Here is a 24271-nt window from a genome sequence, read left to right as displayed (position 1 = left end):
GGGGTGCAGTGGGGAGAGAGCCAATGATGGAGTTGGATCATGTTGCGGTTGCGGGGGAGACCCTTGCGGCGGCGCAGGCGCATGTTGAGGCGGCTTTGGAAGTATCATTGCAACAGGGCGGGGAGCATGATGTGTTTTTCACCCATAATATGCTGCTGGGTCTCGAAGAGGGGCTGTATTTGGAGGCAATCGCGATCAATCCTGACGGGGCGGTGCCAATACGGGCGCGGTGGTTTGATCTGGACCGGTTTTCTGGTGCTGCCCGGCTCAGCAACTGGATTTGCCGTTGCACCGATCTGGACGCGACATTGGCCGCTTTGCCGGATGGCTTTGGTGCACCTGTGTCGTTGCAACGGGGTGATTTGCGTTGGCGGATGGCGGTGCCGGAGAGCGGGATTTTGCCCTATGACAATTGTGCCCCAGCGCTGATTGAGTGGGAGGGCGCCGCGCATCCTGCGGCGCGGTTGGACCAAAAGGGGTGCCGGATGACAGGGTTGACCGTGCGCCATCCGCAAGCGGCGGAATTGGCGCAGTTGCTTGCGCCGCATTTGCAGGGTGCATTTGTGGCGTTTGAGACCGGATTAGCCGGGCTTGAGGCGCGGTTTGACGTTGCGGGTCAGGCGCGGGTGCTGCGGTGATTGTCAGGCCCGCGAGTGCAATGGATGCGGCGGGTATTGCAACGCTTTGGAATAGAATGATCCGCGACACGGCGTTCACGTTCACCACCCTTGAGAAATCGGCAACCGAGGTTGCGGCTTTGATGAATGAGCGGCCTTCCGCCTTTTGGGTGGCCGAGGCGGAGAGGCTGGCCGGGTTTGTGACCTATGGCGCGTTTCGGTCCGGGCCCGGATATGCCCATACGGTCGAGCATACGGTGATCGTGGCGGACGGTTTTGGCGGGCAGGGCGTCGGGACGCGTCTGATGCAGAAGGCCGAGAAAGCAGCGCAAGATCAAGGGGTTCACGTCATGGTGGCCGGGATTAGCGCGGCCAACGGCGCGGCGGTTGCGTTTCACAGAAAGGTAGGATTTGTCCAGACCGGGCGTCTGCCAGAGGTGGGGCGCAAACACGGCGAATGGCTTGACCTGATTTTGATGCAGAAAACCCTCTGAACGTCCTGACTTCCCCTGCGGCAGCGTCTATGGTTCGCGCATGTCGATTTGGACCCGCATCACCGAAGCGCTGTCAGCTCTGACCTCCGGTCAGGGTTTGACGGAAGTATTCGACCGCCTGCGCAGCCCGCCGGAGCGGTCGGTGGCGTTTACCATTGCGGTGATCGCTTTGGGGGCCAAGATGGCCAAGGCCGATGGTTTGGTCACCCGCGACGAGGTCACCGCATTTCGCGAAGTGTTTCAGATTGCCGAGGCCGATGCCGATGGCGCGGCGCGGGTGTTTAATCTGGCGCGGCGCGATGTGGCCGGATTTGACGATTACGCCCGCCGGATCGCCGAGATGTTTGCCGAGCAACCCGAGATCTTGACAGATTTGATGGAGGGGTTGTTTCACATTGCGATGGCCGATGGCACCTACCATCCCAACGAGGACGCGTTTCTGGAGCGGGTGGCGGAGATATTCGGGCTGGCGGACGAGACCTTTCCAGCGCTCAAGGCGCGGTTTGTGCCTGATACATCGCCACTGCCCCATACGGTTTTGGGCATTGCGCCTGATGCCCCGATGGATGTGGCGCGGGCGGCGTGGCGCAAGCTGGTGCGGGCCAACCACCCCGATGCCTTGGTGGCGCGGGGCCTGCCCGAAGAGGCGGTGCGCATGGCGGAAAAGCGGTTGATTGATATCAACCGGGCTTGGGAAACCCTGTCGGGCAAAGCTGCCTGATGCGGATTGCCACTTATAACATTGAGTGGTTTTCGAGCCTGTTTGACGATGAGGATCAGCTCTTCGATGACGGTGGCTGGTCGGCGCGTTACAACGTGACGCGTGCGCAGCAGACCCAAGCCTTGGGCCGGGTGTTTCAGGCCCTGGATGCTGATGCTGTGATGATCATCGAAGCGCCGGATCAAAGCAAAAACAGATCAACTATCAAAGCTTTGACCGGTTTTGCCGCGCATTTTGGGCTGCGAGCGCGGGATGCGGTGATCGGCTTTCCCAATGACACCCAGCAAGAGATCGCACTGCTGTTTGACCCGGATGTGATGAAGGTCCGGCATGATCCGCAGGGCGTTGCCTCTGGTCCTGAGGGGGCCGAAGGTGCGCCGCGGTTTGACGGAGCGTTGCGGATTGATCTGGATATTGATGCAACCGAAGATCGGGTGGTGTTTTCCAAACCCCCCCTAGAGCTTGCGATCGAAACGGCGGGCGGGTTTGCCTTTCGGATGATCGGGGCGCATCTCAAATCCAAAGCGCCGCACGGGGCCAGCAATCCGGCCGAAGTTATGAGCTTTGCCATCGCCAACCGGCGCAAACAATTGGCGCAGGCGATATGGTTGCGGGGGCGTATTGAGGACCATTTGCGTGATGCAGTGCCATTGGTGGTGCTTGGGGATTTGAATGACGGGCCGGGCCTGGATGAGTTTGAGCATCTGTTCGGGCGCTCTTCGGTCGAGATTGTCATGGGCGATGATGGTCCGGATGCACTTTTTGATCCGCATGCGCGGCAGGCATTGAGCCGCCGTTTGGGGGCGATGCCAACAACCTCGCGGTTCTGGATCAGGCCGGAAAAGCGGTTTTTGCAGGCGCTGCTCGATTACATCATGGTCACCCCGCATTTCCGCCAACGCGGCGCGGCATGGCGGATCTGGCATCCACTGGATGATCCAGATTGCTGGCATACGCCAGAGCTGCGCGATGCGCTGGTCACGGCCTCCGACCATTTTCCAGTGACGCTGGAATTCGCTGACGGTCCGGCCACCCCCTCGAAAACTTGAGACAAAGCCACTATATTGGCCCCATGAAACGTATCAGTTTGATCATTGCGGTGGCTATGGCACCGATGGCTGTTGCCGCCGAAGAGGACCGCGGATTGTCCCTCATGGAACGCGGCGCGCAGATGTTTATGGAAGGCATCCTCAAAGAGATGGAGCCCGCCATCGAAGAGTTTTCAGGACTGGCCGATCAGATGGGTCCGGCGCTGAGAAGTTTTGCGCAGGAGATGGGGCCGAAACTGACCGAGCTGTTGGAAGAGGTCGAGGATTGGAGCGCTTATCAAGCGCCAGAGATGTTGCCAAACGGCGATATCGTCATCCGCCGCAAGCCGGATCATCCATTGGTCAAACCGGAAACTCCAACCGAACCTGCGCCGCAGATCGATCTTTGATTGCGGCTGCTGTTCGGCGCTGGTCCCCGCTTAATTTGGCAAGAAAAACTCAATCCCGCACTCTCGGCCGGGCGGGCGTGTTCAATCGTGACGCCCTTCGCGCACGGTCTTGATCTCGACCTGCGCCTCAAGCGAGCTGGCCAAAGAGTTGAACCGCGCCTCGGCGACCTCACCGAACAGGGGCAACATGTCTTCGGTCAGGCGCAGTTGCAGCAGCTTTTTCTTTGGAAACCAACGCATTTCGCCGCGTTCTGCGTCTTTGTTCATCCACAGCATCGCGCCAAATCGCATCGCTTTGCCGAGGATTTCAGCCTCTTGGCGGGTGCGTTCATCGACCATTTCGTAGAGATCTTCAAACCGGGTGTTTTCGCGTTTGTTGGAATAGCGGTGCAACAAGGCCAGACCCAAATAGATCCGTTCTGAATGTTTCAACCCCCCCAGATTGGCGCGGGTGGCGTTGTCAAAACACACCTCCGCACGGTAGTCGGGATGCGCGCGCCAGCTGACGTCGTGCAGCAGGCAGGCGGCTTTGACCAGACGTTTGCGCGGGGCGGGCGCGGAGCGATAAAGCGGCGCGATGAAATTGTTGAGCACCTTACCAAAGCCGGGCATCCGCGCATCCTTGGCTTCTGCAAAGCGGCAGGCCTCGATCAGAGGGTCGCGGTCGCGCAGGCGCTGGGGCATTTGTTCATACAGCATCCCTTCGCGGATGCCATAGCTTGAGATTGCGATGTCTTTGGGTTTGAACGTGCGCACCAGCCGCGACAGGACTTCGGCGGCATAAGGCACCAGTGCCATCCGGGTGGATGAGACACCGCAGGCACTGCGCAACTCATCCAGATCGCAATCTTTGATGTATTTCACCGTGGCCCGGACCGCCTTGGGCGTCATGCGGTATTCGTGCAGCACATGCAGCGGATAGCCCCGGCGCAGCATGTCGATCCGCGCGATGGCCCGCCATGAGCCGCCCACCAGAAACAGCCGGTCGCGTTGGGCGCCCATTTGGGCGTGCATACTTTCCATCACCTCTTTGATGTGTGCCTCGCGTGCCTTGGCCCCACCCTTGAGATCGCGCAGTTTCAGCGGGCCAAGCTGCGAGGTGACCCGCCGCCCGACGCGCCCGCCGGAAATCTCTGCCAGTTCCATCGAAGAGCCGCCGATGTCGCAGACCAAACCGTAAGCGCCGGGCCAGCCCAGCAAGACACCCTGCGCCGACAATCGCGCCTCTTCGCGCCCATCAATCACCCAGATCCGCAAACCGGTCTCGCGGCGCACCTCATCGCAAAAATCTTGGCCGTCAGAGGCATCGCGCACCGCCGCTGTGGCAACCACCGTCAGTTCTGACAGGCCCATACCTTCGGCCAGTTTGCTAAAGCGGCGCATCGCGGACAAGGCGCGGGTCCGGCCTTTGGGCGACAGATGGCCGGTTTCGGCCATGCCCGCGCCAAGGGCACACATGATTTTTTCATTGTAGAAATAGGCGGGCGATCGGGCCGCACCGTCAAACACCACCAAACGAACAGAGTTTGACCCGACATCAACCACCCCGACCCGTGCCAGCGCCCGTGCGCTTGGGTCTTCGAACAGGGGTTTGCCAAATAGCCCCAGATCCGCCAGTCCGGTTTCTGGCACCGCGCGAGTGGCGGGGTCGGTGAGATGGGCCATGGGCGTCTCCTGCGGGCAGGTGGCAGTTGGGCGCAAAATGGTCCAGCGCCGTTCTTAGGTCAATCGTTAATCAGGGCAAAACCGGCGGTATAGCAGGCGAAATCAGTCTTCGGTATGGGTCAGTTTTGGCACGTCCGATGCCCCGGCAGAGCCGCGCCCGGACAGCGAGGGATTTTCCATGAAGAACCGGTGGCAGTTGAAGGCAAACTGGCCTTCGGGGATTGGCGGGCGGTTGAAGGTGCCGTCCGGTGCCATCACCCAGCTTTGCGCCACGTCAGCCAGATTTGCGGCCATCACCTGGCTGGTGATCTGTGCCTTGACCGTTGGGTTTTCGATCTCAACCAGCGTTTCAACACGGCGGTTCAGGTTGCGGCCCATCCAATCAGCGGAGGACATAAAGACCCGCGCCTTTTTATGGGGCAACCCATGGCCGTTGCCAAAACAGACGATGCGGGAGTGTTCCAGAAATCGTCCGACAATGGATTTGACACGGATGTTCTCGCTGAGCCCCTTTACGCCGGGGCGCAACCCGCAGATGCCGCGGATCACGAGGCTGATCTTCACCCCGGCCTGTGAGGCAGCATAAAGCGCGTCAATCACTTCGGAATCGATGATGGAATTCATCTTGGCCCAAATCTCGGCCGGTTTGCCCTTGGCGGCATGTTCAGCCTCGGCTGCGATCATCTCAAGCAAGCGCGGTTTGAGAGTGGTGGGCGAGATGGCAAGGTTATCAAGGCTATCGGGCTGGGCGTAACCGGACAGATAGTTGAACACTTTGGTGGCGTCTCGGCCCAGCCGTTGATCGCAGGTAAAGAGCGACAGATCGGTGTAAACGCGGGCGGTGATGGGGTGATAATTGCCGGTGCCATAATGGGTATAGGTGACCAGCTGATTGCCTTCTCGGCGCACCACGGTCGATATTTTTGCGTGTGTTTTCAGGTCAATAAACCCGTACACCACATGGGCGCCCGCCCGTTCCAGCCGCCGGGACTGGCGGATGTTGGCGGCCTCGTCAAAGCGGGCCTTCAGCTCAACCAAGGCGGTGACGGATTTGCCATCTTCGGCGGCCTCGCACAGCGCCTCAACGATCGGGCTATCGCGCGAGGTGCGGTACAGCGTCTGCTTGATCGCGACGACATTGGGATCGCGGGCCGCCTGCGCCAGAAACCGCACCACCATGTCAAAGGTCTCATAGGGGTGATGCAACAGCATGTCTTTCTGCCGGATCGCAGCGAACATGTCGCCATCATGATCCGACACCCGTTCCGGCACGCGCGGGGTGAATTGCGGCCAAAGCAGATCCGGGCGGCTGTCAGTGACAAGCTCGCTGAGGTCATCCACGCCAATCATGCCGTCAATCTCGATCACGTCGCGTTCGTGCACGCCCAGCTCCGCCATGATCACGGATTTCAGCTTTTCCGGCGCACCGGCGGAATGGGTCAGGCGCACCACCTCGCCGCGGCGGCGGCGTTTGAGGGCCACCTCGAATTCGCGCACCAGATCTTCGGCTTCGTCTTCGACTTCGAGGTCGCTGTCACGCAGGACGCGAAACTCAAAATGCGCCTTGAGTTTGTAACCGGGAAACAGGTCCGGAATATGCACAACGAGCAGGTCTTCGAGCGGCAGATACCTGATGCCGCCGTCGGGGGCGGGCAGGGAGACAAAACGGTCGATCTGTGCGGGGATCGGCAAGAGCGCCTGCAAGGGGCGTTTGTCGGCGCTGCGCTCCAGTTGCAGGGCCAGCGCATAGCCGGTGTTGGGTATAAACGGGAAGGGATGCGCAGGGTCAATCGCAAGTGGAGACAGAACCGCAAACACCTGATTTAGAAAGACTTCCTTGAGGTACACGCGATCATCATCGGTCAGGTCCGCGATCCGTTCCAACATGATGTTCTGCGCGTCCATCTCGGCCATCAGAGAGACCAGCACCCGCTGTTGGTTCATCATCAGATTGCGGGCGTTTTCGTTGATCAGCACCAGTTGTTCGGCAGGCGTCAGCCCGTCAGCAGCCGGAGTGGTGTTGCCCGCCTGAGCCAGTTCGCGCAGGCCGGCCACGCGCACGGTATAGAATTCATCAAGGTTGTCGGCAGAGATCGACAGGAACCGCAGCCGCTCAAGCAGCGGTACACGCGGGTTCTCGGCCTCTTCCAGAACCCGCCAGTTGAAGGCCAGCCAGCTCAGTTCGCGATTAAAGAACCGGCCCGTTCCCGAGATATCCAGCTCTGGCAGGTCGGTCGCGTCGGGGAAGGGGCTTTCGAGAAAATCTGCGTGGGTCATGGGCGCCTTATGGCGTTGGTGTGTAACGGAATTGCGGCAGGCCAGAGCGGTTTTCTAGCCGTATTTCAATGCAGTATCACGCGGCAGGGTGGTCTTTGTCCAGCACCTGCATCGCCAGATGGCGCGTGATGGGACGTTTGAGCGCAATACTGGCGGCGTCCAGCCGGGTAATTAGGTCAATCGCGGCGGCAAAGGAACGGTCCATCCGGGTCAGCAGATAGGGGATCAGATCGGGCTTTGGCGTCAACTGCCGGTCGGCCAGCAGTTTGACCAGCAAGGCCGACAGGAGCGCATCATCTGGTGCCTCCAGCGCCACGGCGGTTGCCCCGCGCAGACGGCTGACCAGATCGGGCAGGGTCAGACCCCAATGTTGCACCGGCGGCGTGCCGGTCAGCAGCAGGGCGTGCCCTTCGGCCAGCACCAGATTGTGCAGGTGGAACAGGGCCGTCTGCGCCTCGGGGTTTTCTGCAATGGCCGGAATGTCTTCGACGGCGATATTGGCTTGGGCGAGGGCGGGAATGTCTGCCTCCGGCAGGCTGCTGGCCTGCACGATGGCGGCGCCGGACATCTCTGCCCAGACATGGGCGAGGTGGGTTTTGCCCGATCCGGCGGGTCCGGTCAGCACCAGTTTGCCGCCGGCCCAATGCTGCCAGCCATCAATCATCGCCAGCGCCATTGCGTTGGAGGGCGCTACGAAGAATGCATCCCGTTCCAGCGCCGTGCGGCTGGGCAGGTCCAGTCCCAGTTGTCTGTGCATGTCAGCTGTCGCCCGATGATTTGGCGTTCTGGCTGGTGCCTTTGTACAGCAAGCTTTGCTGATATTGATCAACGGCAAATCGCGCCACCACGCCAAGGGCGGCTGCCACAGGCACCGCAACCAGCATCCCGACAAATCCAAAGAGTGTGCCGAAGACCGACAGCGACAGGATCAGCCACACCGGGTGCAGGCCCACAGAATTGCCCACCAGTTTGGGGGTCAACACATTGCCTTCGATCACCTGTCCAAGGGCAAAGATCCCGGCGACCAGCCCGATGGATAGCCAGTCCCCCCAGAACTGGAACAGCGCCAGACCGATGGCCAAAGCGCCGCCGAGGATCGCGCCAAGGTAGGGGATGAAGGTCACCAGACCCGCGATAAATCCAACGACAAGGCCGAATTGCAGCCCCACAACCATTAGTGCGATGGCATAGTAGGTGCCAAGGATCAGGCAAACCGTGCCCATGCCGCGAATGAATGACGCCAGCGTTTTATCGATGTCTTTGGCCAGCCTGCGGATCACCGGCTGGTGGTCTCGGGGCAGCAATGCGTCAATGCCTGCGACCATCCGGTCCCAATCCAGCAAGAGGTATACCGCGACCACAGGCACGATCACAAAGAGCAGGATGATGTTGATAATTGAGGCAAAGGAGGCCAGTGCCGTTTGCAACACCTGTCCGCCGCGTTCCTGAATGGTGGCCCCGATGGAATTGAGCGAGCTGCGCAGGGTCGAATCCTGATCCAGCAGGGACGGAAACCGTTCAGTCAGGAAATTGGTGAAATCACGGGTCAGTTGCGGCGCGATTTCGATCAGGCTGACAGTTTGGTTGACCAACGTCGGCACCACCAAAAGCGCCATAACCACAAAGATCAGCAAGGCCACCACAGTGATACAAGCGGTTGCCAGGGCGCGGGTGAGCCCCATTTTCTCAAGTCGGTCGGCGACCGGATCAAGGAAATAGGCAATCGCCCCACCCAAGATAAACGGCAGCAACACATCACCCAGAAACCACAGCACAATCAGGAACACCGCTGTTGCGGCGCCCCAGTATTTCAGCTGATCTCGTACGGGCAGGGCCATGAATGTCTCCGGTTTGGGCTTCCTATCACATCGCCCATGCGGACCGCTGTTTCAAGGGGCGGGGGTGTTAGAAAACACGCACGCCTTCTTTTGTCAGGGTGGTTTGCACGGCGCTGATGAGTGGCGGATGCTGCACGATGTCTGCGACATTGGGGTGTTGGATGCAATTTTTACGGCGCCTTGACACCGGGCCTGAAGAGGCGGCTCTATCGGCCAATAATAGGGAGAACGCCATGCGCAGTGCATTTGACGACGAACTCGAAGCGCGGCTGGTCCGCTATGCCGCCATCGACAGCCAAAGCGATGCGACATCGCCTACATCACCCAGCACCGAAATCCAGTTGCAGATGTCGCAGCTTCTGGTCGAGGAACTGCTGGAAATGGGCGCTGGGGATGTCACCTTGACGGATTATGGTGTTGTGTTGGCGACGATCCCGGCCACCGTTGAGGATGCCCCGGTGATGGGGTGGCTGGCCCATGTGGATACCGCGCCGCAGTTCCATGCCAGCGGCGTGAAACCGGTGGTGCATCGCGGCTACAATGGTGGAGATATCACCTTTGCCGATGCGCCGGAGTTGAAGTTGTCGCCCGAGAACTCGCCCTATCTTGGCGAGAAGATGGGCGAGGATATCATCACAGCCAGTGGCACAACTCTGCTGGGCGGCGATGACAAGGCCGGGGTTGCAATTGCGATGACGGCGGCGCGGCATTTGCTGGGCAATCCGAAGATCCCCCATGGCAAGATCCGGTTGGCCTTTACGCCCGACGAGGAAATCGGGCGCGGTGTGGATGCGCGATTGCCGGCCGATCTGGCGGCTGATTTTGCCTATACCTTTGATGGGGGCAAGCCCGGCGAGGTCGAGTTTGAGACCTTTTCGGCGGATGGGGCCTTGATCAAGGTCGCGGGCGTGTCGGCGCATCCCGGTTTTGCCAAGGACAAGATGGTCAATGCGCTGCATCTGGTGTCCAAGATCATCATGACTTTGCCGCAGGTCAGAATGACGCCGGACACTACGGAAGGCACGGAAGGGTTTATTCATGTCTCCGAGGTGAATGGCGGATCGACCGAAGCGGAGATTGTGCTGATCCTGCGTGATTTTGAGCGCGAGGGATTGGCGGCCAAGGGCGATCTGCTGCGCCAGATTTGCCAGACAGTTGCCGCGACCGAGCCGCGCGCCGAGATCACCTGCGAGATCCGCCCGCAATATCGCAATATGCGCTATTGGCTGGAGGAAGACATGACGCCGGTGCATCTGGCCCATGCGGCGGTGCGCAAAGCGGGGCTTGAGCCGGTTTCCATTCCGATCCGCGGCGGCACGGATGGATCGCGCCTGACCGAGATGGGGGTGCCATGCCCGAATATCTTTACCGGCATGCAGGAGATCCACGGGCCGCTTGAATGGATATCGGTGCAGGATATGGCGCAGGCCACGCAGGTGGCGTTGGAGCTTGCGCAATTGGCCGCCGGATCAGAATGAGCGGCTGCGCCGCATTTGAATTATCAATGGAATGGGGGCGCTGCCCCCAAACCCCCGGAATATTTAGAGCCAAAAAGGCGTAGGGCCGGGGATGGTGATTGTGCCTGCGCGGGCTTTGAATTAGGCAAGGCAGGGAATTTTGACTTTGCCGAGGAGCGCGTGATGCGTCTGAGCCGCTATTTTTTGCCTGTGCTGAAAGAGAACCCTTCTGAGGCGCAGATTGTGAGCCACCGTCTGATGTTGCGGGCGGGGATGATCAAGCAGGCCAGTGCCGGGATTTATTCGTGGTTGCCGCTTGGCTTTAAGGTGCTGCGCAAGATTGAGAATATCGTACATGAAGAGCAGCAGCGGGCCGGGCATATTCCGATGCTGATGCCGACGCTGCAATCGGCGGATCTGTGGCGCGAAAGCGGGCGTTATGATGATTACGGCGAAGAGATGCTGCGCATCAAGGACCGGCATGGGCGTGATATGCTTTATGGTCCGACCAACGAAGAGCTGATCACCGATATTTTCCGCAGCCATGTCGGGTCTTACAAAGATCTGCCTTTGACGCTTTATCATATTCAGTGGAAGTTCCGCGATGAGATCCGTCCGCGTTTTGGTGTGATGCGGGGCCGTGAGTTTTTTATGAAGGACGGCTATAACTTTGATCTGACCAAGGAGGATGCGCTGCATGCGTATAATCGCCATTTGGTCAGCTATCTGCGGACCTATGAGCGGATGGGCTTGCAAGCGATTCCGATGCGGGCAGATGGCGGGCCGATTGGCGGTGATTACACCCATGAGTTTCTGGTTTTGGCCGAAACGGGCGAATCCGAGGTGTTTTATGACAGCGCGGTGACCGATCTGACCTTTGGCGATCGCGCGATTGATTATGACAGCGTCGATCAATGTGCTGCTGTTCTGGAGGAGTTCACGTCGAAGTATGCCCGCACGGATGAGACCCATGATGAGGCCTTGTTTGCAGAGGTGCCCGAGGCGCGTCAGCGCACGGCGCGAGGCATTGAGGTTGGGCAGATTTTTTACTTTGGGACCAAGTATTCCGAGGCTATGGGCGCCAAGGTGCAGGGGCCGGATGGCAAGACCGTGCCGGTGCATATGGGCAGTCACGGGATTGGTGTGAGCCGGCTTTTGGGCGCGATCATTGAGGCCAGCCATGATGACAAGGGCATCATCTGGCCCGAAGGTGTAACGCCGTTCCATGCGGGGATTGTGAACCTCAAGCAGGGCGATGAAGAAGCGGACGCCGCTTGTGATGCGCTTTATGCCTCGCTCAAGGCTTTGGGTCTTGATCCGCTTTATGATGATCGCAACGAGCGGGCGGGGGGCAAGTTTGCCACGATGGATCTGCTGGGCCTGCCATGGCGGATCACTGTCGGGCCGCGCGGACTTAAGAACGGAGTGGTTGAACTGACCTCCCGGCGCACAGGCGAGAGCGAAGAGATGCCACCGGAAGCGGCGGTCGAGAAGATCGCGCAGATCTACGCTGGCATCGCCTGATCCTTGATCGCAGGCTGACGTATGTTAGCCTGCGTTTCAAACGGGAGGCAGAGCATGGCACCCATTGTGGAGCAAGAACAATGATCCTGCGGGCCTTGACCCTTGCGGGCGGGTTGGCAGGGGCCACTGCGAGTTCGCAATTCCCTGAGTTTTCTCAGCAATATATCCAAAGACTGGGCGGTGCGGTTGATGCGTTGTCCGGGGTGGTGGCGGATTTTGATGCCTCGGCGGCGGCAGTTGGGTTGAGCCGAGATGATGCGCTGGCACAGATGCAAGGCACAGACTTTCTGGAGCGGCGGCGCAAGGATATGACCGTAACTTTTGACCGCTATGCACGGTTGCGGTCCGATTTGGACCTGTTGAAAAGCCAGGGCCCGTTCATGCGGGCCTATCACATGCCAAACCTGACGGACCCCGAGATCGCACGGGCTGCTTGGGCGGAGTATCAACCTGCGGTGCCGCTCAATTTTGCGGGGGCGGTGTTTGCGGCTGTGGGTTTTGTTATGGGGCTGGCAGTGCTTGGGATCGTTTTGCGCGTTCTGTCCTGGCCGTTTCGACGCCGCCCCGCCGATCCCGCGATGGGCGCTTGACCCTATGAGGGCAAAGCCTCAGGTTGCGGCGAAATTGTCAAAACCCTCCTTAGGATGGACATCAAGATGAGCACTGCGCCTTTTGCGCCTTTTGAATGGATGATTGCCTGGCGCTATTTGCGGGCGCGGCGGGCCGAGGGCGGCGTGTCGGTGATGACATGGATCAGCTTGATCGGTATCACGCTGGCAGTTTTTGCTTTGATTGCAACGCTTTCGGTGCGCTCGGGATTTCGGGCGGAATTTGTCGATACGATCCTTGGCGCAAATGCCCATGTGACGGTCTATCAGTTGGGCGAGGTCAACGCCGCCGGGCGGATTGATCGCAGCATTGCCGATTATGAGGCCTTGGCCCAAACCGTCGCAACGGTGCCGGGGGTGACGCGAGTTGCGCCGCTGATCCGGCAGCAGGTCATGGCAAACCATCGCCAATCCAATGCGGGTGTCGAGGTGTTTGGCATTGCGTCAAAGGATTTGAAAACAATCCCCCGGATCGCTGATCAGACCCGTGCACAGGGCGACATAAGCCGTTTCGAAGAGGGCATCGCGCTGGGCATCGGTGTGGCCAATACGCTGGGCGTTGGGGTGGGGGATCGGGTCAAGCTGATTTCGCCCAATGGGGTCAAGACCGCTTTCGGCACCAGCCCGCGGGTGAACGCTTATGAGGTTGTGTATATCTTTTCGGCGGGGCGCTATGACATCGACCGCACGCGCGCCTATTTGCCCATAGGCGACGCGCAAATCTTCTTTAACCGCGAAGGGGTGGCGGACGAACTTGAAGTGATGGTGGAAGATCCCGAAGCTGTGGATAAATATGCCTTGCCTATTCTGGCCGCAACTGGACCAAGGGCGCAGGTTTGGACATGGCGAGATGCATCTGGGGCGTTTCTCAATGCGCTGGATATCGAGGATCGGGTGATGTTTGTGATCCTGTCCGTGCTGGTCTTGATCGCCGCGATGAACATCGTTTCGGGGCTGATCATGCTGGTCAAAAACAAGGGCCGCGATATCGGGATTTTGCGGACCATGGGGCTGACCGAAGGGTCGGTACTGCGGGTGTTTTTCATTTGCGGCGCGTTTACCGGGATCATCGGCACCGCACTGGGCGTCATTTTGGGATGCCTTTTTGCGCTTTATGTCGATCAAATCTTTGGTTTTGTGAACTACCTTTCGGGTGGCACGGCGTGGGATGCATCGATCCGCGGGATTTATTTCCTGCCGGCCAAGTTGCAATTGGCCGATGTGTTGTCTGCGGTGGCTTTGTCATTGGGGCTGTCGTTTGTTGTGACAATCTTTCCGGCGCGGCGGGCGGCGCGGATGAATCCGGTGGAGGCGCTGCGCTATGAGTGAGATTGTGCTGCGGCTGTCCGGGATCACCAAGGCCTATAATCGCGCGGCGCCCAATGAGGTGAACGTGTTGCGCGGCATTGATCTGGAGGTGGGTACGGGCGAGGTTGTGGCCCTTGTCGCGCCGTCAGGGGCGGGCAAATCGACCTTGCTGCATATTGCCGGGCTGCTCGACACGCCGGATGCGGGCAAGGTTGAAATCACCGGGCAGGACATGACCGGGCGTGGTGATCGGCAACGCACCAAAGTGCGGCGCAGCGATGTGGGATTTATTTACCAGTTTCATCATCTGTTGCCTGAGTTTTCGGCCCTTGAGAATATCGTTTTGCCGCAGCTGGCCAATGGTGTGAGCAAAGCGGCGGCCGAGGCGCGGGCGCAAGAACTGTTGGACCGCGTCGGGATTGCAGAACGTGCAGATCACCGTCCGGCGGCCTTGTCGGGCGGCGAACAGCAACGGGTCGCGTTTTGCCGGGCGTTGGCCAATGGGCCAAAGTTGCTTCTCGCGGATGAGCCAACCGGAAACCTTGATCCGGGCACGTCGGATCAGGTGTTTGCGGCGTTGATGGATCTGGTGCGCGGCACTGGCCTATCGGCGGTGATCGCCACCCATAACCTTGACCTGGCGGCGCGAATGGATCGGCAGATCCGGCTGGATGCAGGGCAACTGGTGGCTGATTAGGCGCTGAAAACCTTTGATCTTCTCGGTTTGCGTGTGGCTTTTGGCTGATTTCCCGTAAAATGCGTGCCCTGTGCAAAATATTGGCGTTCCGCAGGTTTCAAACGCTTGACGTGAGAATTGACCTAAGGTCAGACTGATCTTCGCCCCCAAGGGGAGGGGCCAAGAAGGAAGACGCATGGCGCATATTTCGCTCAAAACCATCGAGGAAACCACGCAGGCGGCATTGATCGCCCATGGGGCCGACGCATTTCCCGCAGCAGAGGTTGCGCGGGCCGTGGCCAAGGCCGAAGCGGTCGGCAACAAGATCTGTGGTTTGTACTATGTCGAAAGTTATTGCCAGCAATTGGCCTCTGGCCGGGTTAAGGGCAAGGCGGTGCCGGTTGTGAATGCGCGGCGCAGTGCGGCCATCCATGTGGACGCGGGATTTGGCTTTGCACAGCCTGCCTTTGCCTATGGTCTGCCGGTGGCGCTGGATGCCGCGCGGGAGGCTGGCGTGGCCACGATGGCGGTTGGCCATGCCCACACCTGTACATCATTGGGATATTTTACAGAGCAGATTGCCCATGCGGGCTTAATCGGCATCGGGTTCACCAATGCCTCACCCATCGTGGCTGCTCCGGGCGGCAAGACGCGTGTGATCGGCACCAATCCCATTGCCTTTTCCGTGCCCGATGGCGCGGGCGGCATTGCCATGCAGTTTGATCAATCCACCACAACCGTGGCTTTGGGCAAGATCACTATGGCCAAGGCCGCCGGACGGCAGATCCCCGAAGGCTGGGCCGTGGACGCCGATGGCAACCCCACTACAGATCCCGAGGCGGCGCTGGCGGGGTCGTTGGTGTCGATGGGTGGCTACAAAGGCTGGGGCTTTGGCTTGATGGCTGAAATTCTGGCGGCTGGCATGACGGGCGGCATTCTGTCCAAGGATGTCAAACCTCTTAAAGCGCCTGAAGGGGCGCCGCATGATCTGGGGCAGTATTACATCATTATTGATCCGTCTTCATCGCCGGAATTTGGTGCACGGCTTGAGGCATTGGCCGCTGCCGCCGCCACCGATGAGGGCGCGCGGATGCCCGGCCAGAACAAACAGCAAAATGATCCGGTCGAAGTTGATGATGCGGTTTGGGCGATGATCGAAGGGTTCGCGAAGGCCTAGTCTAGACCTGCTGGGTCAGCCAGACACCGGCCGCCATCAGCACGATCCCGCCTGTGCGGGCCAGACCCAGCGATGAGACCTGCGCCCCGAAGAGGCCAAAGTGATCAATAGCGGCGGCCGAAATCAACTGCCCCAAAAGCACAAAGAACACCGCGTTCCCGACACCAAAGTGCGGGGCGATAAAGGTGATGGTCAGTACATAAAACGCCACCAAAACACCGCCCAAAAACAAATGTTTGGGCGCGGTCATGAACCGGTCCAGTGCATGGGGGCCGGTTACAAGAACCACCACCAGACAGCTGATGAAGGCCACGACAAACAGCACCATAGCCGCCGCGGCAGGGGATCCGACCCAAGCGCCAAGCGCTGCGTTGAGGGCGGCAAGAACCGGAATGCCGATCCCGGCAACGAGCATGATCAGCGCGTAGTGGGCCATGATGTTTTCTGCCTTCCTGTGTGACTTGATCTGGATCATGGCCAGCTGTAGGCAAAGACACAAGGATAGATGGCAACGCCTCTGGATCAGGAGTTTTCTTATGCGGCCTTTTGTGTTTTCTCTCGCGCTTTCAGGCGGGTGTGCTCTTTTGCTGGCCTGCGCGCCCAATGCCATGCCCGAAGCGGGCGATGGCGCGGCGTTCTTTGCGGAAAACTGTGTGTCTTGTCATGGCACCAGCGGACAGGGAGATGGGCCACTGGCCGCAGGGCTTGACCGCAAGCCAACCGATCTAACATTGCTGGCCCGTGCGAATGGCGGCAGTTTCCCGACAGCCCGCGCCCTTAGCTACATTTATGGCGATCCTGAACAGGGCCACCTTGCGCGGGTGATGCCACAGTTCGGCGGCGCGATGGCGGATGATCTGGTGCCGGTTGATGTGGACGGGGTGATGACACCCACGCCGCGGGCGTTGGCGGGTTTGCTTGCCTATCTCGAAGCGATCCAGCGTTAACCGCAGATCCCGTCGATCTTGACGCCCTTCCACGGCAAGCTGACATCATGTTGGCGGCTTTGCGGCAGCGGGGCCACAGGCATCACCTGCCTGATCAGCGCATGCAATCGTTTGGTACGCGGCGCCTGCGGGGCAAGGGCGCGGCAGCAGACAAATTCCTCGACGATGGAGCCTTGTTGTTCAAAACCAAACTCTCCGAACTTGGGGTTTGCTTTTATATCAAATAGATAGGGGTCGGCCTTGTTGCCGTGTTCCGACGCGGCCCGCAGCGGTGAATATCCCGTGGTGGCGCGGTTCTGCCACTGCCAGATATGGGTGATCTCATGGGCCAGCAGCATCGCTGCGATCAGATTGATCCGGTCGGGGTAGTCGGGCAGGTAATCGTCAATGTACCAGTCCTTGTCGAACAGCACGGTGTTATACAGCGCCACAGCCGCAGGTTTCGATGTCACGATGGCTTCGGTCGCGGGGGGCAGGATGAGCTCTCTGCAAGTGGTGCGCGGGCGTGGTTTGCGGCGAAATGTGACAGCGCGGGTGGGGGCACCGTCATGCAGGCGGACCTTGTCCATATCGAGCGATGCACCGTGGATCGTGGTCAAATAGGCGCGTTCGTTGTCGGTCAGCGGCCTTCCACAGCCGGCCAAAAGCACCAGAACAAGCAGGATACGGATCATCGTGCGAAAGTGGCCGTGGCTGTGGCAACGGCCTTGCCCGAGGGTTCGGCAAAAAGGGTGCAACGGGCAAAGATCATGCTTTTGCCAGCGCGGGTGATTTCCGCCTCTGCACGGATGCTGTTGCCGCTGGCCGGGCGCATGAATTGCGTGTCCAATGTGACTGTACCAACAGGGATCATCTGCCCCTCATGGGCACCGCAGGCCAGTACCATTGCCGTATCTGCCAGAGCGGATAACGCCTGCCCACAAACGATGCCGCCAGTGCGGTTCAATGCATCGGTGACAGGGATTTCCAGAACGGTCTTTTGCGCCTCTGCCAAGGTCACTTTAGGCTCCAGCGCCAGCACCCATGGGGCAAAGTGGTCATAAAGAAACTTTTCGACAATTTCTGGGGTCATAGCGGCCTCGCTGGTGCAATGGCAGCAGCCTAGCGAGGCATTCCACAGGCGCAAGTTGCAAAATTTGATCCAGCGCAGGGCAGGCCGGCAACGGGTGCAGTATCATTGGGAAAACAATGATGGAGGATAGGATGCAAAGACTTGTGATCGCGGCGGTGGCTTTTGGCATGATGCAGGGGGCGGCGCAGGCGCAGGATGTAGGGGCAGGTGCCGCGCTTTATGATGCGCATTGCGCGACCTGTCATGGGCTGGAGGGGCGCGGCAATGGCCCGATGGCACCGGCCTTGATGTTGCAACCGCCGCCGCTGAACGATCTGACAGTGCGGCACGGGCAATTCCCGGTGACGCGAGTGGTGACGCGCATTGACGGGCGTGATCCGCTCGTGAGTCACGGATCACCGATGCCGGTTTATGGACCGTTCTTTGAGGGGGATGACACGCCGCTGAAGGCGGAGACCGGTCAGCCGATTATGACCAGCCGCGCGATTGTAGATCTGGTGGCCTATCTCGGGGTTATTCAGGAACAGCCGTGAACCGTTGCCTTGTGACGGAGCGATGAAGCCCCTTCCCCATGGGGGGAAGGGAAGGGGCTATGCGCTTATGGCGGATAGGGGCGCGTTTTTGGTAGCTGGTTATTCAGCTACAGGTTTGCTTGGATCACTCAGTTATTTCAATGTGTGATCAAAACCAAAGGTCCAACTACCTATTGGAGTGGTTGGTCGGAAACTTTGAAGTCTAAGAAATACGGATCAAAAAACACAAGAAGTCCCATCGAAATTGGGAACAGAAGGTCGACAACTCCTACGTTAATGACAGCAAACAGAAAATACAGTCGCTGATACTTGCTTTTTAAGCGATTTGTTCGAATCCGCTGCTGGTCCTTCAATTCTTCTAAGATAGCCTCTTGGCTCGTTTCGGGTTGGGTATGGCCATAATAATCAAAGTGATAATCTTTGGTTTCTTTGTCCTGTAATTTTTCTTCACGTTCGAAAGATAGCGTGCCCAATTTGGAAATATAGTTTGGAAGTTCTCGCAGAACAAAAATTGCTAGAAGTACGAGGCAAGAATATTGACCAAGGCGGACAATCTTTTCTTGAGAAACCACGAGTTCAAGATTCAAGAACCGAAGTACGTTCTCGTTGAATTCAAATGTTGCGAAAATCAAAGTGCAGCAGGCCACAACGATCAAAGATTTCTTGGCCTTGTTCGAATCTTCAGGAGTAAGGTGTTCCCAAATCAAAGCGCATTACTCTCAAACATCCAATTCCTCCACAAACCGTGCGTTTTCCTGAATGTACTGGAACCGCAGCTCGGGCTTTTTGCCCATCAAACGTTCCACCAGATCACCGGTTTCGCCCGGCTCATCCTCGTCCACCGTGACCTGGATCAGCTTGCGGGTGCCGGGGTCCATCGTGGTTTCCTTGAGGTCTTTGGCGTCCATCTCCCCCAGACCTTTGAACCGCTGCACGTCAATCTTGCCCTTGCCGCCCAGACCTTTCTCCATCCAGTAGTTCTTTTCGGTGTCATCCGCGACATAGATGCGCTTGGCCCCTTGGGTCAGGCGATAAAGCGGCGGGCAGGCAAGATACAGATGCCCGTCATCAATCAGCGGCCGCATCTGGGTAAAGAAAAACGTCATCAACAGCGCCGCGATATGGGCGCCATCGACATCCGCATCGGTCATGATGATGATCTTGTCATAGCGCAGATCATCCAGATTGAACTTGGTGCCCATGCCGACGCCCAAAGCCTCGCACAGGTCGCTGATCTCCGCATTGGTGGTCAACTTGTTGGAGGCCGCGCCCAACACGTTGAGGATCTTGCCCTTGAGCGGCAAAAGTGCCTGAATGTTGCGGTTGCGCGCGCCCTTGCCAGAGCCACCCGCGCTGTCGCCCTCCACGATGAATAATTCGGTGCCTTCGCGGGTCTTGCTGGTGCAATCGGTCAGCTTGCCGGGCAGGCGCAGCTTTTTTGTGGCGGTCTTGCGGGCGGTTTCTTTTTCCTGACGGCGGCGCAGGCGTTCCTCCGCCCGCAGCACCAGAAAATCGAGGATCGCACCGGCAGATTTGGTGTCGGCGGCGAGCCAGTTGTCAAAATGGTCTCGCACGGCGTTTTCGACCATGCGCTGTGCCTCGGTGGTGGCCAGCCGGTCCTTGGTCTGGCCGACAAATTCAGGCTCGCGGATAAAGCAGGAGACCAGCGCACAGCCGCCGGTGATCAGATCCTCGCGGGTGATCGTGCCCGCCTTGCGGTTGCCCGCCAATTCACCGTAAGCCTTGATCCCCTTGAGGATCGCGGCCCAAAACCCGGCCTCGTGGGTGCCGCCTTCGGGGGTTGGGATGGTGTTACAATAAGACTGGATGAAACCGTCGCGTGAGGGGGTCCAGTTGATGGCCCATTCGACCTTTCCCGGCGTGTTGAACTTTTCCTTGAAATCCACCATGCCGCCAAATGGCGCGTCTGCGTAAGTGGTTGACCCGCCTAGAGTTTCATTCAGATAATCTGACAGGCCTCCAGGAAAATGAAAGCTGGCCTCTTGCGGAGTGGTGCCGTCGTCCTGCCCGCATTTCCAGCGGATTTCGACGCCCGAAAACAGATAGGCCTTGGACCGCGCCATGGCAAAAAGCCGGGCAGGTTTGAGCTTGAGAGAGCCAAAGATCTCTGGATCGGGATGAAATGTTACCGCTGTGCCGCGCCGGTTGGGGGCCGCGCCGATCTTCTCCAGTTTGCTTTGTGGAATGCCGCGCGAAAACTCCATCGCGAAAAGCTCTCGATTGCGGGCCACTTCGACGCGCAAATGATCCGACAAGGCGTTCACAACCGAAGAGCCAACGCCGTGCAAGCCGCCCGATGTCTCGTAACTGTCACCGGAGAATTTGCCGCCTGCGTTCAGCGTGCAGAAAATGATCTCAAGCGCCGATTTGCTGGGGTCTTTGGGGTGCGGATCGGTGGGAATGCCGCGGCCGTTGTCGCGCACGGTGACATGGCCGTTTTCATGCAATTCCAGCTCGATCCAGGTGGCATGGCCCGCGACCGCCTCATCCATGGAGTTGTCGACAATTTCGGCCACCATGTGGTGCAAGGCGCGATCATCCTTGCCGCCAATGTACATGCCGGGGCGCAGGCGCACGTGCTCCATATCCTCAAGCACCTGAATGGAGGAGGCATCGTATTCTTTGCTGGGCTGTGTTCCGGTGAGAAGATCGGACATGTGGCTGCTCTTTCTTATATGTGGCCGCTATTTTGACAGGCCGAAGGGCTTCCGGCAATGCGTTTGCGCGGTTAATCCACAGCCTTCTTGCGCAGCCATGCGGCCAGATCGTCCTCATCCAACCGCCGCTGCGCCACATTGCGGATCAGATCACCCGCTTCGATGGTTTCATGGGCCAATTGCACGCCGTTGAGATCCAAACAGACATCCATTGTTTGATGGGCGGTTCGCTTGTTGGCATCGTTAAATACATGGCCGGTCGCGATTGCGACACAATAGGCTGCAGCCAGATCAAAAACGTCGTTAATCAAACCGTAGACCAGACGATTGTCGACGCGCGCCAGTGCGCCGCCGATGGATTTGTCTCCAGCCAAGCCTTGCAACTCGCCGGGGTTGAGAACCGCATCGTGAATGGCAACCACCAGATCCGCATCGATAAGGACAAAACTCATTTGTCTTTAAGGTAGTCGAGGACAGGCTGATTGACGCTTTTCCTACGGGCAATACTCTGCATCACTTCATCCAGCGTGGCGTAGCGTGGCTCTTCTTGCAACGTCGCCTCTGCGGGTACAAAATAGCCTACGCATTTGGAGTTCTTCATGATCGCCACAGGTTTACCGCCCGAGCGTTCCAGCACTTTGTGCGGCTCGCGCATTTCGGTCATGGTGGCGATGTGGTTGGTCAGGATACGGGTCATAACATGCTCCAAAATACATATCTAAATATACATTATAGTGGCGCTTTTGCAAGGGGTCTTGCAGTAGTCCAGCCATGGACGCAGTGTAGGGAAAAATCATAAAGGAGGCACCAATGCCTTGGATCACGACCATTCCCTTTGACGCGGCGACCGGCAAGCTCAAGCAGCTTTATCAACGGGTTACAGGGCCGGGCAACAACGTCGACAACATCATGATGATGCATTCGCTGCGCCCTCACACGATGGAAGGGCACATGGCGATCTACAAATATGTGCTGCATCACAAGGACAACGAGATCCCCAAATGGTTTTTGGAAGTGCTGGGCGTTTGGGTCTCCTCGCTGAATGACTGCACCTATTGCGTGGAACATCATTTTGCCGGGATGAAACGTCTGTTGCGCGATGACGCGCGGGCCGATGCGATCCGCACGGCGATCACCGCGCGTGACGTGGCGGGGGCACCGCTGGATGATGCGCAGAAGGCCGCGATGGTCTACGCGCAAAAGCTCACGCAAGCGGCGGGGCAGATGGTGCAGGCGGATGTGCAGGCCCTGCGCGATGCGGGGTGGGACGATGGCGAGATTCTGGAGATCAATCAGGTCAGCGCCTATTTCTCCTATGCCAACCGCACGGTTTTGGGGCTTGGGTGTTCTACAGATGGCGATGTGATCGGCCTCAGCCCCGGCAATTCGGACGACCCGGACGATTGGGGCCACAAATAGGGGTCAATCCAGCCAATCCAGAATTGCCTGCGCCACTTCATCGGGTTTTTGGTGATGCATCCAATGATCTGCCCCTGCAATCTCTACCCGTGTCAGATCGGGGGCAAAGTCCTCCAACCTTTCGGTGGCTTCGGGCAACAGCGCGGTATCATCGCTGCCCCAGATCAACAGATGTGGGCAGCGGACCTGAAGGCGGGCCGGATCGAACGCGGGCAGATCAGGAAGCGACTGGCCCGTTAGAGGCACTTGCAGAGGCGAGGCGCGATACCAATTGACCATGCCGCGCAACCGGCCAGGGCGCGACCATTCCGCGAGATAGGCATCAAGGGTGGCCCCCTTGAGCCATGACATATCCATTTTTGCAGAAAAGAGCGCCTGCAATTTGGCGTAATTGTCGGCGGCAAGATGATCTTCGGACCCATCCTTGCGCAGGTAATGGATGTATTGCGAAGCCTCTGTTTGTGGCCCGCCTGCCGCCATGGCCCGTTGAAAGGGGGCTGGATGCACGCCGTTCATGATGATCAGCTTTTGCACCAATTCTGGGCGGAACATCGCAAGGCCATAGGCCACCGCTGCACCCCAATCATGGCCAAGAACGATCAGGGGATCATCTCCGATTAGGGCGGCCATATCCTTGACCAGCTCCGAAGTTGTATAGGCAGACACATCCGCAGGTGCCCAGCTTTGACCATAGCCGCGTTGGTCGGGGGCGATGATGTGAAAGCGGTGTTCCAGACGTGTCGCCAGATCGGACCATGATCCGCCATATTCCGGAAAACCATGCAGCATCAAAAGTTTGGGTAGGGTTTCGTCCCCCCAACGGCGCAGGAAAAAAGGCTGGCCGTTTAAGGTTACGGTTTCGGTACGCATGGGCCTGTTCCCTTTTTTTGCTCTGCCGCCTTTGGCTGTGGCAACTGTGGCGCGGGCAGATCAGAGGTGCAAGCCGCTCACATCCAATGGCGCAATTGGGCCTTGAGATAATCAAAAACGAAACGAATGCGGGCGATGCGTGATTGATCTTCGTGCAGGACCAGCCATGCGGGCATCTCATAGGTCCAGTCCGGCAAGATGCGGCGCAACCCCAGACGTGTCGCCAGTTTGGCCTGACAAAACCCAACGCCCAGCCCCGATTGGATATGGGCAATCTGCGACAAGGGATCATCGCAGCGCAGGACGATGTGGTCGGGCAGGGGTATCCCTGCGTTCTGGATCGCGGGCAGGATGATCCCCTCGCGATCATCCGATATGAACGGGATGCCTTGAAGGTTGTCCAGCGGCTCGGGCAGATCAAGGTTGGGATGGGCAAAAAGACCCACCTCAACCGCACCGAGGGGGGCCGCGATCAGGGATTGCTGCTTGGGCGAGGTAAATCGCAAGGCGATGTCGGCGGCGCGGCGGGTCAGATCTTCGGCGTGATCCGTGGCGGCCAGTTCAAAGCGCAGGCCGGGGGCTTCTTTGGCCAGCTGGGAAAGCAGCGGCGGCAGAACATGGGCGGCTGCAACGCGGCTTGAGGTGATGCGCACAACACCGGCCAGCGCGTCCTTTTGTGCAGAGGCAGCGCGGTGCATCGCGGCGGCCTCTTCCAGCACGGCGCGGGCCAGCGGCAACAGTGTTTCGGCCATGGTTGTGGGGGTCAGACCATTGGCGGCGCGGGTGAACAATTGGGTGTTCAACTCCTGCTCCAGCGCTTCGATGTGGCGGCGCACGGTGGGCTGTGCCAATCGCAGATCGCGGGCGGCGGCACTGAGGCTGCCGGTGGTCATAACGGCGTGAAAGGCCGGGATGTGATCGAGCGAGGGGAAAATTGTACTCATCAAAAGAT

Annotated in this window: 27 protein-coding genes; 14 read left to right on the top strand and 13 right to left on the bottom strand. The window is 58.8% G+C overall.

The features are described 5' to 3' along the window. Positions 1 to 23: 23 nt before the first annotated feature. The 5 genes from C8N31_RS13935 to C8N31_RS13915 are packed head-to-tail and all read left to right on the top strand — an operon-like array spanning position 24 to position 3270. Positions 24 to 638 (top strand): VOC family protein, encoded by a 615-nt coding sequence (locus C8N31_RS13935; protein WP_025047722.1) that lies wholly within the window; start codon positions 24 to 26, stop codon positions 636 to 638. A gap of 20 nt (positions 639 to 658) precedes the next feature. Further along, positions 659 to 1111 carry a GNAT family N-acetyltransferase gene (locus C8N31_RS13930; RefSeq protein ID WP_338063686.1) on the top strand — a complete coding sequence of 151 codons (453 nt, stop codon included), beginning with the start codon at positions 659 to 661 and terminating at the stop codon, positions 1109 to 1111. Positions 1112 to 1151: 40 nt separating this feature from the next. Continuing rightward, a complete protein-coding gene (locus tag C8N31_RS13925) occupies positions 1152 to 1832 on the top strand; it encodes a molecular chaperone DjiA (RefSeq protein WP_025047720.1) in 681 nt (226 codons plus the stop codon). After that, positions 1832 to 2881 carry an endonuclease/exonuclease/phosphatase family protein gene (locus C8N31_RS13920; protein WP_025047719.1) on the top strand — a complete coding sequence of 350 codons (1050 nt, stop codon included), beginning with the start codon at positions 1832 to 1834 and terminating at the stop codon, positions 2879 to 2881. Before C8N31_RS13925 ends, C8N31_RS13920 begins: the two co-directional genes overlap by 1 nt. Positions 2882 to 2904: 23 nt before the next feature. Continuing rightward, positions 2905 to 3270 (top strand): hypothetical protein, encoded by a 366-nt coding sequence (locus C8N31_RS13915; protein ID WP_025047718.1) that lies wholly within the window; start codon positions 2905 to 2907, stop codon positions 3268 to 3270. 81 nt (positions 3271 to 3351) lie between these two features. On the opposite strand, the gene C8N31_RS13910 is transcribed toward C8N31_RS13915, so the two are convergent. The 4 genes from C8N31_RS13910 to C8N31_RS13895 form a co-directional block, all read right to left on the bottom strand. Continuing rightward, positions 3352 to 4935 (bottom strand): Ppx/GppA family phosphatase, encoded by a 1584-nt coding sequence (locus C8N31_RS13910; RefSeq protein ID WP_025047717.1) that lies wholly within the window; start codon positions 4933 to 4935, stop codon positions 3352 to 3354. A 102-nt stretch (positions 4936 to 5037) separates the two neighbouring features. Then, positions 5038 to 7212 carry an RNA degradosome polyphosphate kinase gene (locus tag C8N31_RS13905; RefSeq protein WP_025047716.1) on the bottom strand — a complete coding sequence of 725 codons (2175 nt, stop codon included), beginning with the start codon at positions 7210 to 7212 and terminating at the stop codon, positions 5038 to 5040. 76 nt (positions 7213 to 7288) lie between these two features. Beyond that, positions 7289 to 7969, bottom strand: coding sequence for a P-loop NTPase family protein (locus C8N31_RS13900; RefSeq protein WP_025047715.1), 681 nt, complete (start codon positions 7967 to 7969; stop codon positions 7289 to 7291). A gap of 1 nt (position 7970) precedes the next feature. Further along, positions 7971 to 9050, bottom strand: coding sequence for an AI-2E family transporter (locus C8N31_RS13895; protein ID WP_025047714.1), 1080 nt, complete (start codon positions 9048 to 9050; stop codon positions 7971 to 7973). 233 nt (positions 9051 to 9283) lie between these two features. On the opposite strand from C8N31_RS13895, the gene pepT reads away from it, so the two are divergent. The 6 genes from pepT to C8N31_RS13865 all read left to right on the top strand — a co-directional run bounded on the left by pepT (position 9284) and on the right by C8N31_RS13865 (position 15800). After that, a complete protein-coding gene (gene pepT, locus C8N31_RS13890) occupies positions 9284 to 10528 on the top strand; it encodes a peptidase T (RefSeq protein ID WP_025047713.1) in 1245 nt (414 codons plus the stop codon). Between the two features lie 162 nt (positions 10529 to 10690). Continuing rightward, the gene (proS, locus tag C8N31_RS13885; RefSeq protein ID WP_025047712.1) at positions 10691 to 12031 is read left to right on the top strand and encodes a proline--tRNA ligase; all 1341 of its coding nucleotides are present in this window, start codon (positions 10691 to 10693) and stop codon (positions 12029 to 12031) included. An 80-nt stretch (positions 12032 to 12111) separates the two neighbouring features. Next, entirely contained in the window at positions 12112 to 12621 is a 510-nt protein-coding gene (locus tag C8N31_RS13880; RefSeq protein ID WP_025047711.1) for a DUF2937 family protein, read from the top strand. 99 nt (positions 12622 to 12720) lie between these two features. Beyond that, positions 12721 to 13968, top strand: a complete 1248-nt coding sequence (locus C8N31_RS13875) for a lipoprotein-releasing ABC transporter permease subunit (RefSeq protein ID WP_197021506.1) — start codon at positions 12721 to 12723, stop codon at positions 13966 to 13968. Then, positions 13961 to 14644: an ABC transporter ATP-binding protein gene (locus C8N31_RS13870; protein WP_025047709.1), complete on the top strand. Its 684-nt coding sequence runs from the start codon at positions 13961 to 13963 to the stop codon at positions 14642 to 14644. Before C8N31_RS13875 ends, C8N31_RS13870 begins: the two co-directional genes overlap by 8 nt. A 175-nt stretch (positions 14645 to 14819) precedes the next feature. Beyond that, a complete protein-coding gene (locus C8N31_RS13865) occupies positions 14820 to 15800 on the top strand; it encodes an Ldh family oxidoreductase (protein WP_025047708.1) in 981 nt (326 codons plus the stop codon). A gap of 1 nt (position 15801) precedes the next feature. On the opposite strand, the gene C8N31_RS13860 is transcribed toward C8N31_RS13865, so the two are convergent. Continuing rightward, entirely contained in the window at positions 15802 to 16236 is a 435-nt protein-coding gene (locus C8N31_RS13860) for a DMT family transporter (RefSeq protein WP_025047707.1), read from the bottom strand. 100 nt (positions 16237 to 16336) lie between these two features. Between C8N31_RS13860 and C8N31_RS13855 the strand changes: the two genes are divergently transcribed. After that, the gene (locus C8N31_RS13855) at positions 16337 to 16747 is read left to right on the top strand and encodes a c-type cytochrome (protein ID WP_231476752.1); all 411 of its coding nucleotides are present in this window, start codon (positions 16337 to 16339) and stop codon (positions 16745 to 16747) included. On the opposite strand, the gene C8N31_RS13850 is transcribed toward C8N31_RS13855, so the two are convergent. Both C8N31_RS13850 and C8N31_RS13845 read right to left on the bottom strand, forming a co-directional pair. Next, positions 16744 to 17421, bottom strand: coding sequence for a hypothetical protein (locus C8N31_RS13850; protein ID WP_025047705.1), 678 nt, complete (start codon positions 17419 to 17421; stop codon positions 16744 to 16746). The genes C8N31_RS13855 and C8N31_RS13850 overlap by 4 nt on opposite strands. Continuing rightward, on the bottom strand, positions 17418 to 17819 hold the full coding sequence (locus C8N31_RS13845) for a PaaI family thioesterase (RefSeq protein WP_025047704.1): 402 nt from the start codon (positions 17817 to 17819) through the stop codon (positions 17418 to 17420). The genes C8N31_RS13850 and C8N31_RS13845 overlap by 4 nt, the downstream gene beginning before the upstream one ends. Positions 17820 to 17950: 131 nt before the next feature. On the opposite strand from C8N31_RS13845, the gene C8N31_RS13840 reads away from it, so the two are divergent. Continuing rightward, positions 17951 to 18352 (top strand): c-type cytochrome, encoded by a 402-nt coding sequence (locus C8N31_RS13840; RefSeq protein WP_025047703.1) that lies wholly within the window; start codon positions 17951 to 17953, stop codon positions 18350 to 18352. A 170-nt stretch (positions 18353 to 18522) separates the two neighbouring features. On the opposite strand, the gene C8N31_RS13835 is transcribed toward C8N31_RS13840, so the two are convergent. From C8N31_RS13835 to C8N31_RS13820, 4 genes are all read right to left on the bottom strand, one after another. After that, on the bottom strand, positions 18523 to 19059 hold the full coding sequence (locus C8N31_RS13835; RefSeq protein WP_025047702.1) for a hypothetical protein: 537 nt from the start codon (positions 19057 to 19059) through the stop codon (positions 18523 to 18525). Positions 19060 to 19071: 12 nt separating this feature from the next. Further along, positions 19072 to 21030 carry a DNA topoisomerase IV subunit B gene (gene parE / locus C8N31_RS13830; protein ID WP_025047701.1) on the bottom strand — a complete coding sequence of 653 codons (1959 nt, stop codon included), beginning with the start codon at positions 21028 to 21030 and terminating at the stop codon, positions 19072 to 19074. Positions 21031 to 21101: 71 nt separating this feature from the next. Beyond that, on the bottom strand, positions 21102 to 21482 hold the full coding sequence (locus C8N31_RS13825) for a type II toxin-antitoxin system death-on-curing family toxin (RefSeq protein WP_025047700.1): 381 nt from the start codon (positions 21480 to 21482) through the stop codon (positions 21102 to 21104). Further along, complete coding sequence (locus C8N31_RS13820; RefSeq protein WP_025047699.1) at positions 21479 to 21727, bottom strand: hypothetical protein; 249 nt, start codon at positions 21725 to 21727, stop codon at positions 21479 to 21481. The genes C8N31_RS13825 and C8N31_RS13820 overlap by 4 nt, the downstream gene beginning before the upstream one ends. Before the next feature lie 113 nt (positions 21728 to 21840). Here C8N31_RS13820 and C8N31_RS13815 point away from each other — a divergent pair, with 113 nt between their 5' ends. Further along, the gene (locus tag C8N31_RS13815) at positions 21841 to 22449 is read left to right on the top strand and encodes a carboxymuconolactone decarboxylase family protein (RefSeq protein WP_025047698.1); all 609 of its coding nucleotides are present in this window, start codon (positions 21841 to 21843) and stop codon (positions 22447 to 22449) included. Positions 22450 to 22452: 3 nt separating this feature from the next. Here the strand turns inward: C8N31_RS13815 and C8N31_RS13810 are convergent, their stop codons facing one another. Then, positions 22453 to 23319, bottom strand: a complete 867-nt coding sequence (locus C8N31_RS13810) for an alpha/beta fold hydrolase (protein ID WP_025047697.1) — start codon at positions 23317 to 23319, stop codon at positions 22453 to 22455. 77 nt (positions 23320 to 23396) lie between these two features. Continuing rightward, the gene (locus C8N31_RS13805; protein ID WP_025047696.1) at positions 23397 to 24263 is read right to left on the bottom strand and encodes a LysR family transcriptional regulator; all 867 of its coding nucleotides are present in this window, start codon (positions 24261 to 24263) and stop codon (positions 23397 to 23399) included. Positions 24264 to 24271 lie beyond the last annotated feature (8 nt).

It is taken from the genome of Sulfitobacter mediterraneus (assembly GCF_003054325.1).
Classification (GTDB): domain Bacteria; phylum Pseudomonadota; class Alphaproteobacteria; order Rhodobacterales; family Rhodobacteraceae; genus Sulfitobacter; species Sulfitobacter mediterraneus.
Note: the sequence above shows the minus strand (reverse complement) of the source record. Positions and strands in the feature narration are given on the sequence as shown.

What these genes read in the sequence shown, in the direction of transcription:
- C8N31_RS13875 (WP_197021506.1), top strand. Translation starts at nt 12,721, where the DNA reads ATGATTGCCTGGCGCTATTTGCGGGCGCGGCGGGCCGAGGGCGGCGTG.
- C8N31_RS13920 (WP_025047719.1), top strand. Translation starts at nt 1,832, where the DNA reads ATGCGGATTGCCACTTATAACATTGAGTGGTTTTCGAGCCTGTTTGAC.
- C8N31_RS13915 (WP_025047718.1), top strand. Translation starts at nt 2,905, where the DNA reads ATGAAACGTATCAGTTTGATCATTGCGGTGGCTATGGCACCGATGGCT.
- C8N31_RS13930 (WP_338063686.1), top strand. Translation starts at nt 659, where the DNA reads ATGGATGCGGCGGGTATTGCAACGCTTTGGAATAGAATGATCCGCGAC.
- pepT (WP_025047713.1), top strand. Translation starts at nt 9,284, where the DNA reads ATGCGCAGTGCATTTGACGACGAACTCGAAGCGCGGCTGGTCCGCTAT.
- proS (WP_025047712.1), top strand. Translation starts at nt 10,691, where the DNA reads ATGCGTCTGAGCCGCTATTTTTTGCCTGTGCTGAAAGAGAACCCTTCT.
- C8N31_RS13820 (WP_025047699.1), bottom strand. Translation starts at nt 21,727, where the DNA reads ATGACCCGTATCCTGACCAACCACATCGCCACCATGACCGAAATGCGC.
- C8N31_RS13865 (WP_025047708.1), top strand. Translation starts at nt 14,820, where the DNA reads ATGGCGCATATTTCGCTCAAAACCATCGAGGAAACCACGCAGGCGGCA.
- C8N31_RS13870 (WP_025047709.1), top strand. Translation starts at nt 13,961, where the DNA reads ATGAGTGAGATTGTGCTGCGGCTGTCCGGGATCACCAAGGCCTATAAT.
- C8N31_RS13895 (WP_025047714.1), bottom strand. Translation starts at nt 9,050, where the DNA reads ATGGCCCTGCCCGTACGAGATCAGCTGAAATACTGGGGCGCCGCAACA.
- C8N31_RS13925 (WP_025047720.1), top strand. Translation starts at nt 1,152, where the DNA reads ATGTCGATTTGGACCCGCATCACCGAAGCGCTGTCAGCTCTGACCTCC.
- C8N31_RS13805 (WP_025047696.1), bottom strand. Translation starts at nt 24,263, where the DNA reads ATGAGTACAATTTTCCCCTCGCTCGATCACATCCCGGCCTTTCACGCC.
- parE (WP_025047701.1), bottom strand. Translation starts at nt 21,030, where the DNA reads ATGTCCGATCTTCTCACCGGAACACAGCCCAGCAAAGAATACGATGCC.
- C8N31_RS13935 (WP_025047722.1), top strand. Translation starts at nt 24, where the DNA reads ATGATGGAGTTGGATCATGTTGCGGTTGCGGGGGAGACCCTTGCGGCG.
- C8N31_RS13855 (WP_231476752.1), top strand. Translation starts at nt 16,337, where the DNA reads ATGCGGCCTTTTGTGTTTTCTCTCGCGCTTTCAGGCGGGTGTGCTCTT.
- C8N31_RS13905 (WP_025047716.1), bottom strand. Translation starts at nt 7,212, where the DNA reads ATGACCCACGCAGATTTTCTCGAAAGCCCCTTCCCCGACGCGACCGAC.
- C8N31_RS13810 (WP_025047697.1), bottom strand. Translation starts at nt 23,319, where the DNA reads ATGCGTACCGAAACCGTAACCTTAAACGGCCAGCCTTTTTTCCTGCGC.
- C8N31_RS13880 (WP_025047711.1), top strand. Translation starts at nt 12,112, where the DNA reads ATGATCCTGCGGGCCTTGACCCTTGCGGGCGGGTTGGCAGGGGCCACT.
- C8N31_RS13825 (WP_025047700.1), bottom strand. Translation starts at nt 21,482, where the DNA reads ATGAGTTTTGTCCTTATCGATGCGGATCTGGTGGTTGCCATTCACGAT.
- C8N31_RS13860 (WP_025047707.1), bottom strand. Translation starts at nt 16,236, where the DNA reads ATGGCCCACTACGCGCTGATCATGCTCGTTGCCGGGATCGGCATTCCG.
- C8N31_RS13845 (WP_025047704.1), bottom strand. Translation starts at nt 17,819, where the DNA reads ATGACCCCAGAAATTGTCGAAAAGTTTCTTTATGACCACTTTGCCCCA.
- C8N31_RS13850 (WP_025047705.1), bottom strand. Translation starts at nt 17,421, where the DNA reads ATGATCCGTATCCTGCTTGTTCTGGTGCTTTTGGCCGGCTGTGGAAGG.
- C8N31_RS13910 (WP_025047717.1), bottom strand. Translation starts at nt 4,935, where the DNA reads ATGGCCCATCTCACCGACCCCGCCACTCGCGCGGTGCCAGAAACCGGA.
- C8N31_RS13840 (WP_025047703.1), top strand. Translation starts at nt 17,951, where the DNA reads ATGCAAAGACTTGTGATCGCGGCGGTGGCTTTTGGCATGATGCAGGGG.
- C8N31_RS13900 (WP_025047715.1), bottom strand. Translation starts at nt 7,969, where the DNA reads ATGCACAGACAACTGGGACTGGACCTGCCCAGCCGCACGGCGCTGGAA.
- C8N31_RS13815 (WP_025047698.1), top strand. Translation starts at nt 21,841, where the DNA reads ATGCCTTGGATCACGACCATTCCCTTTGACGCGGCGACCGGCAAGCTC.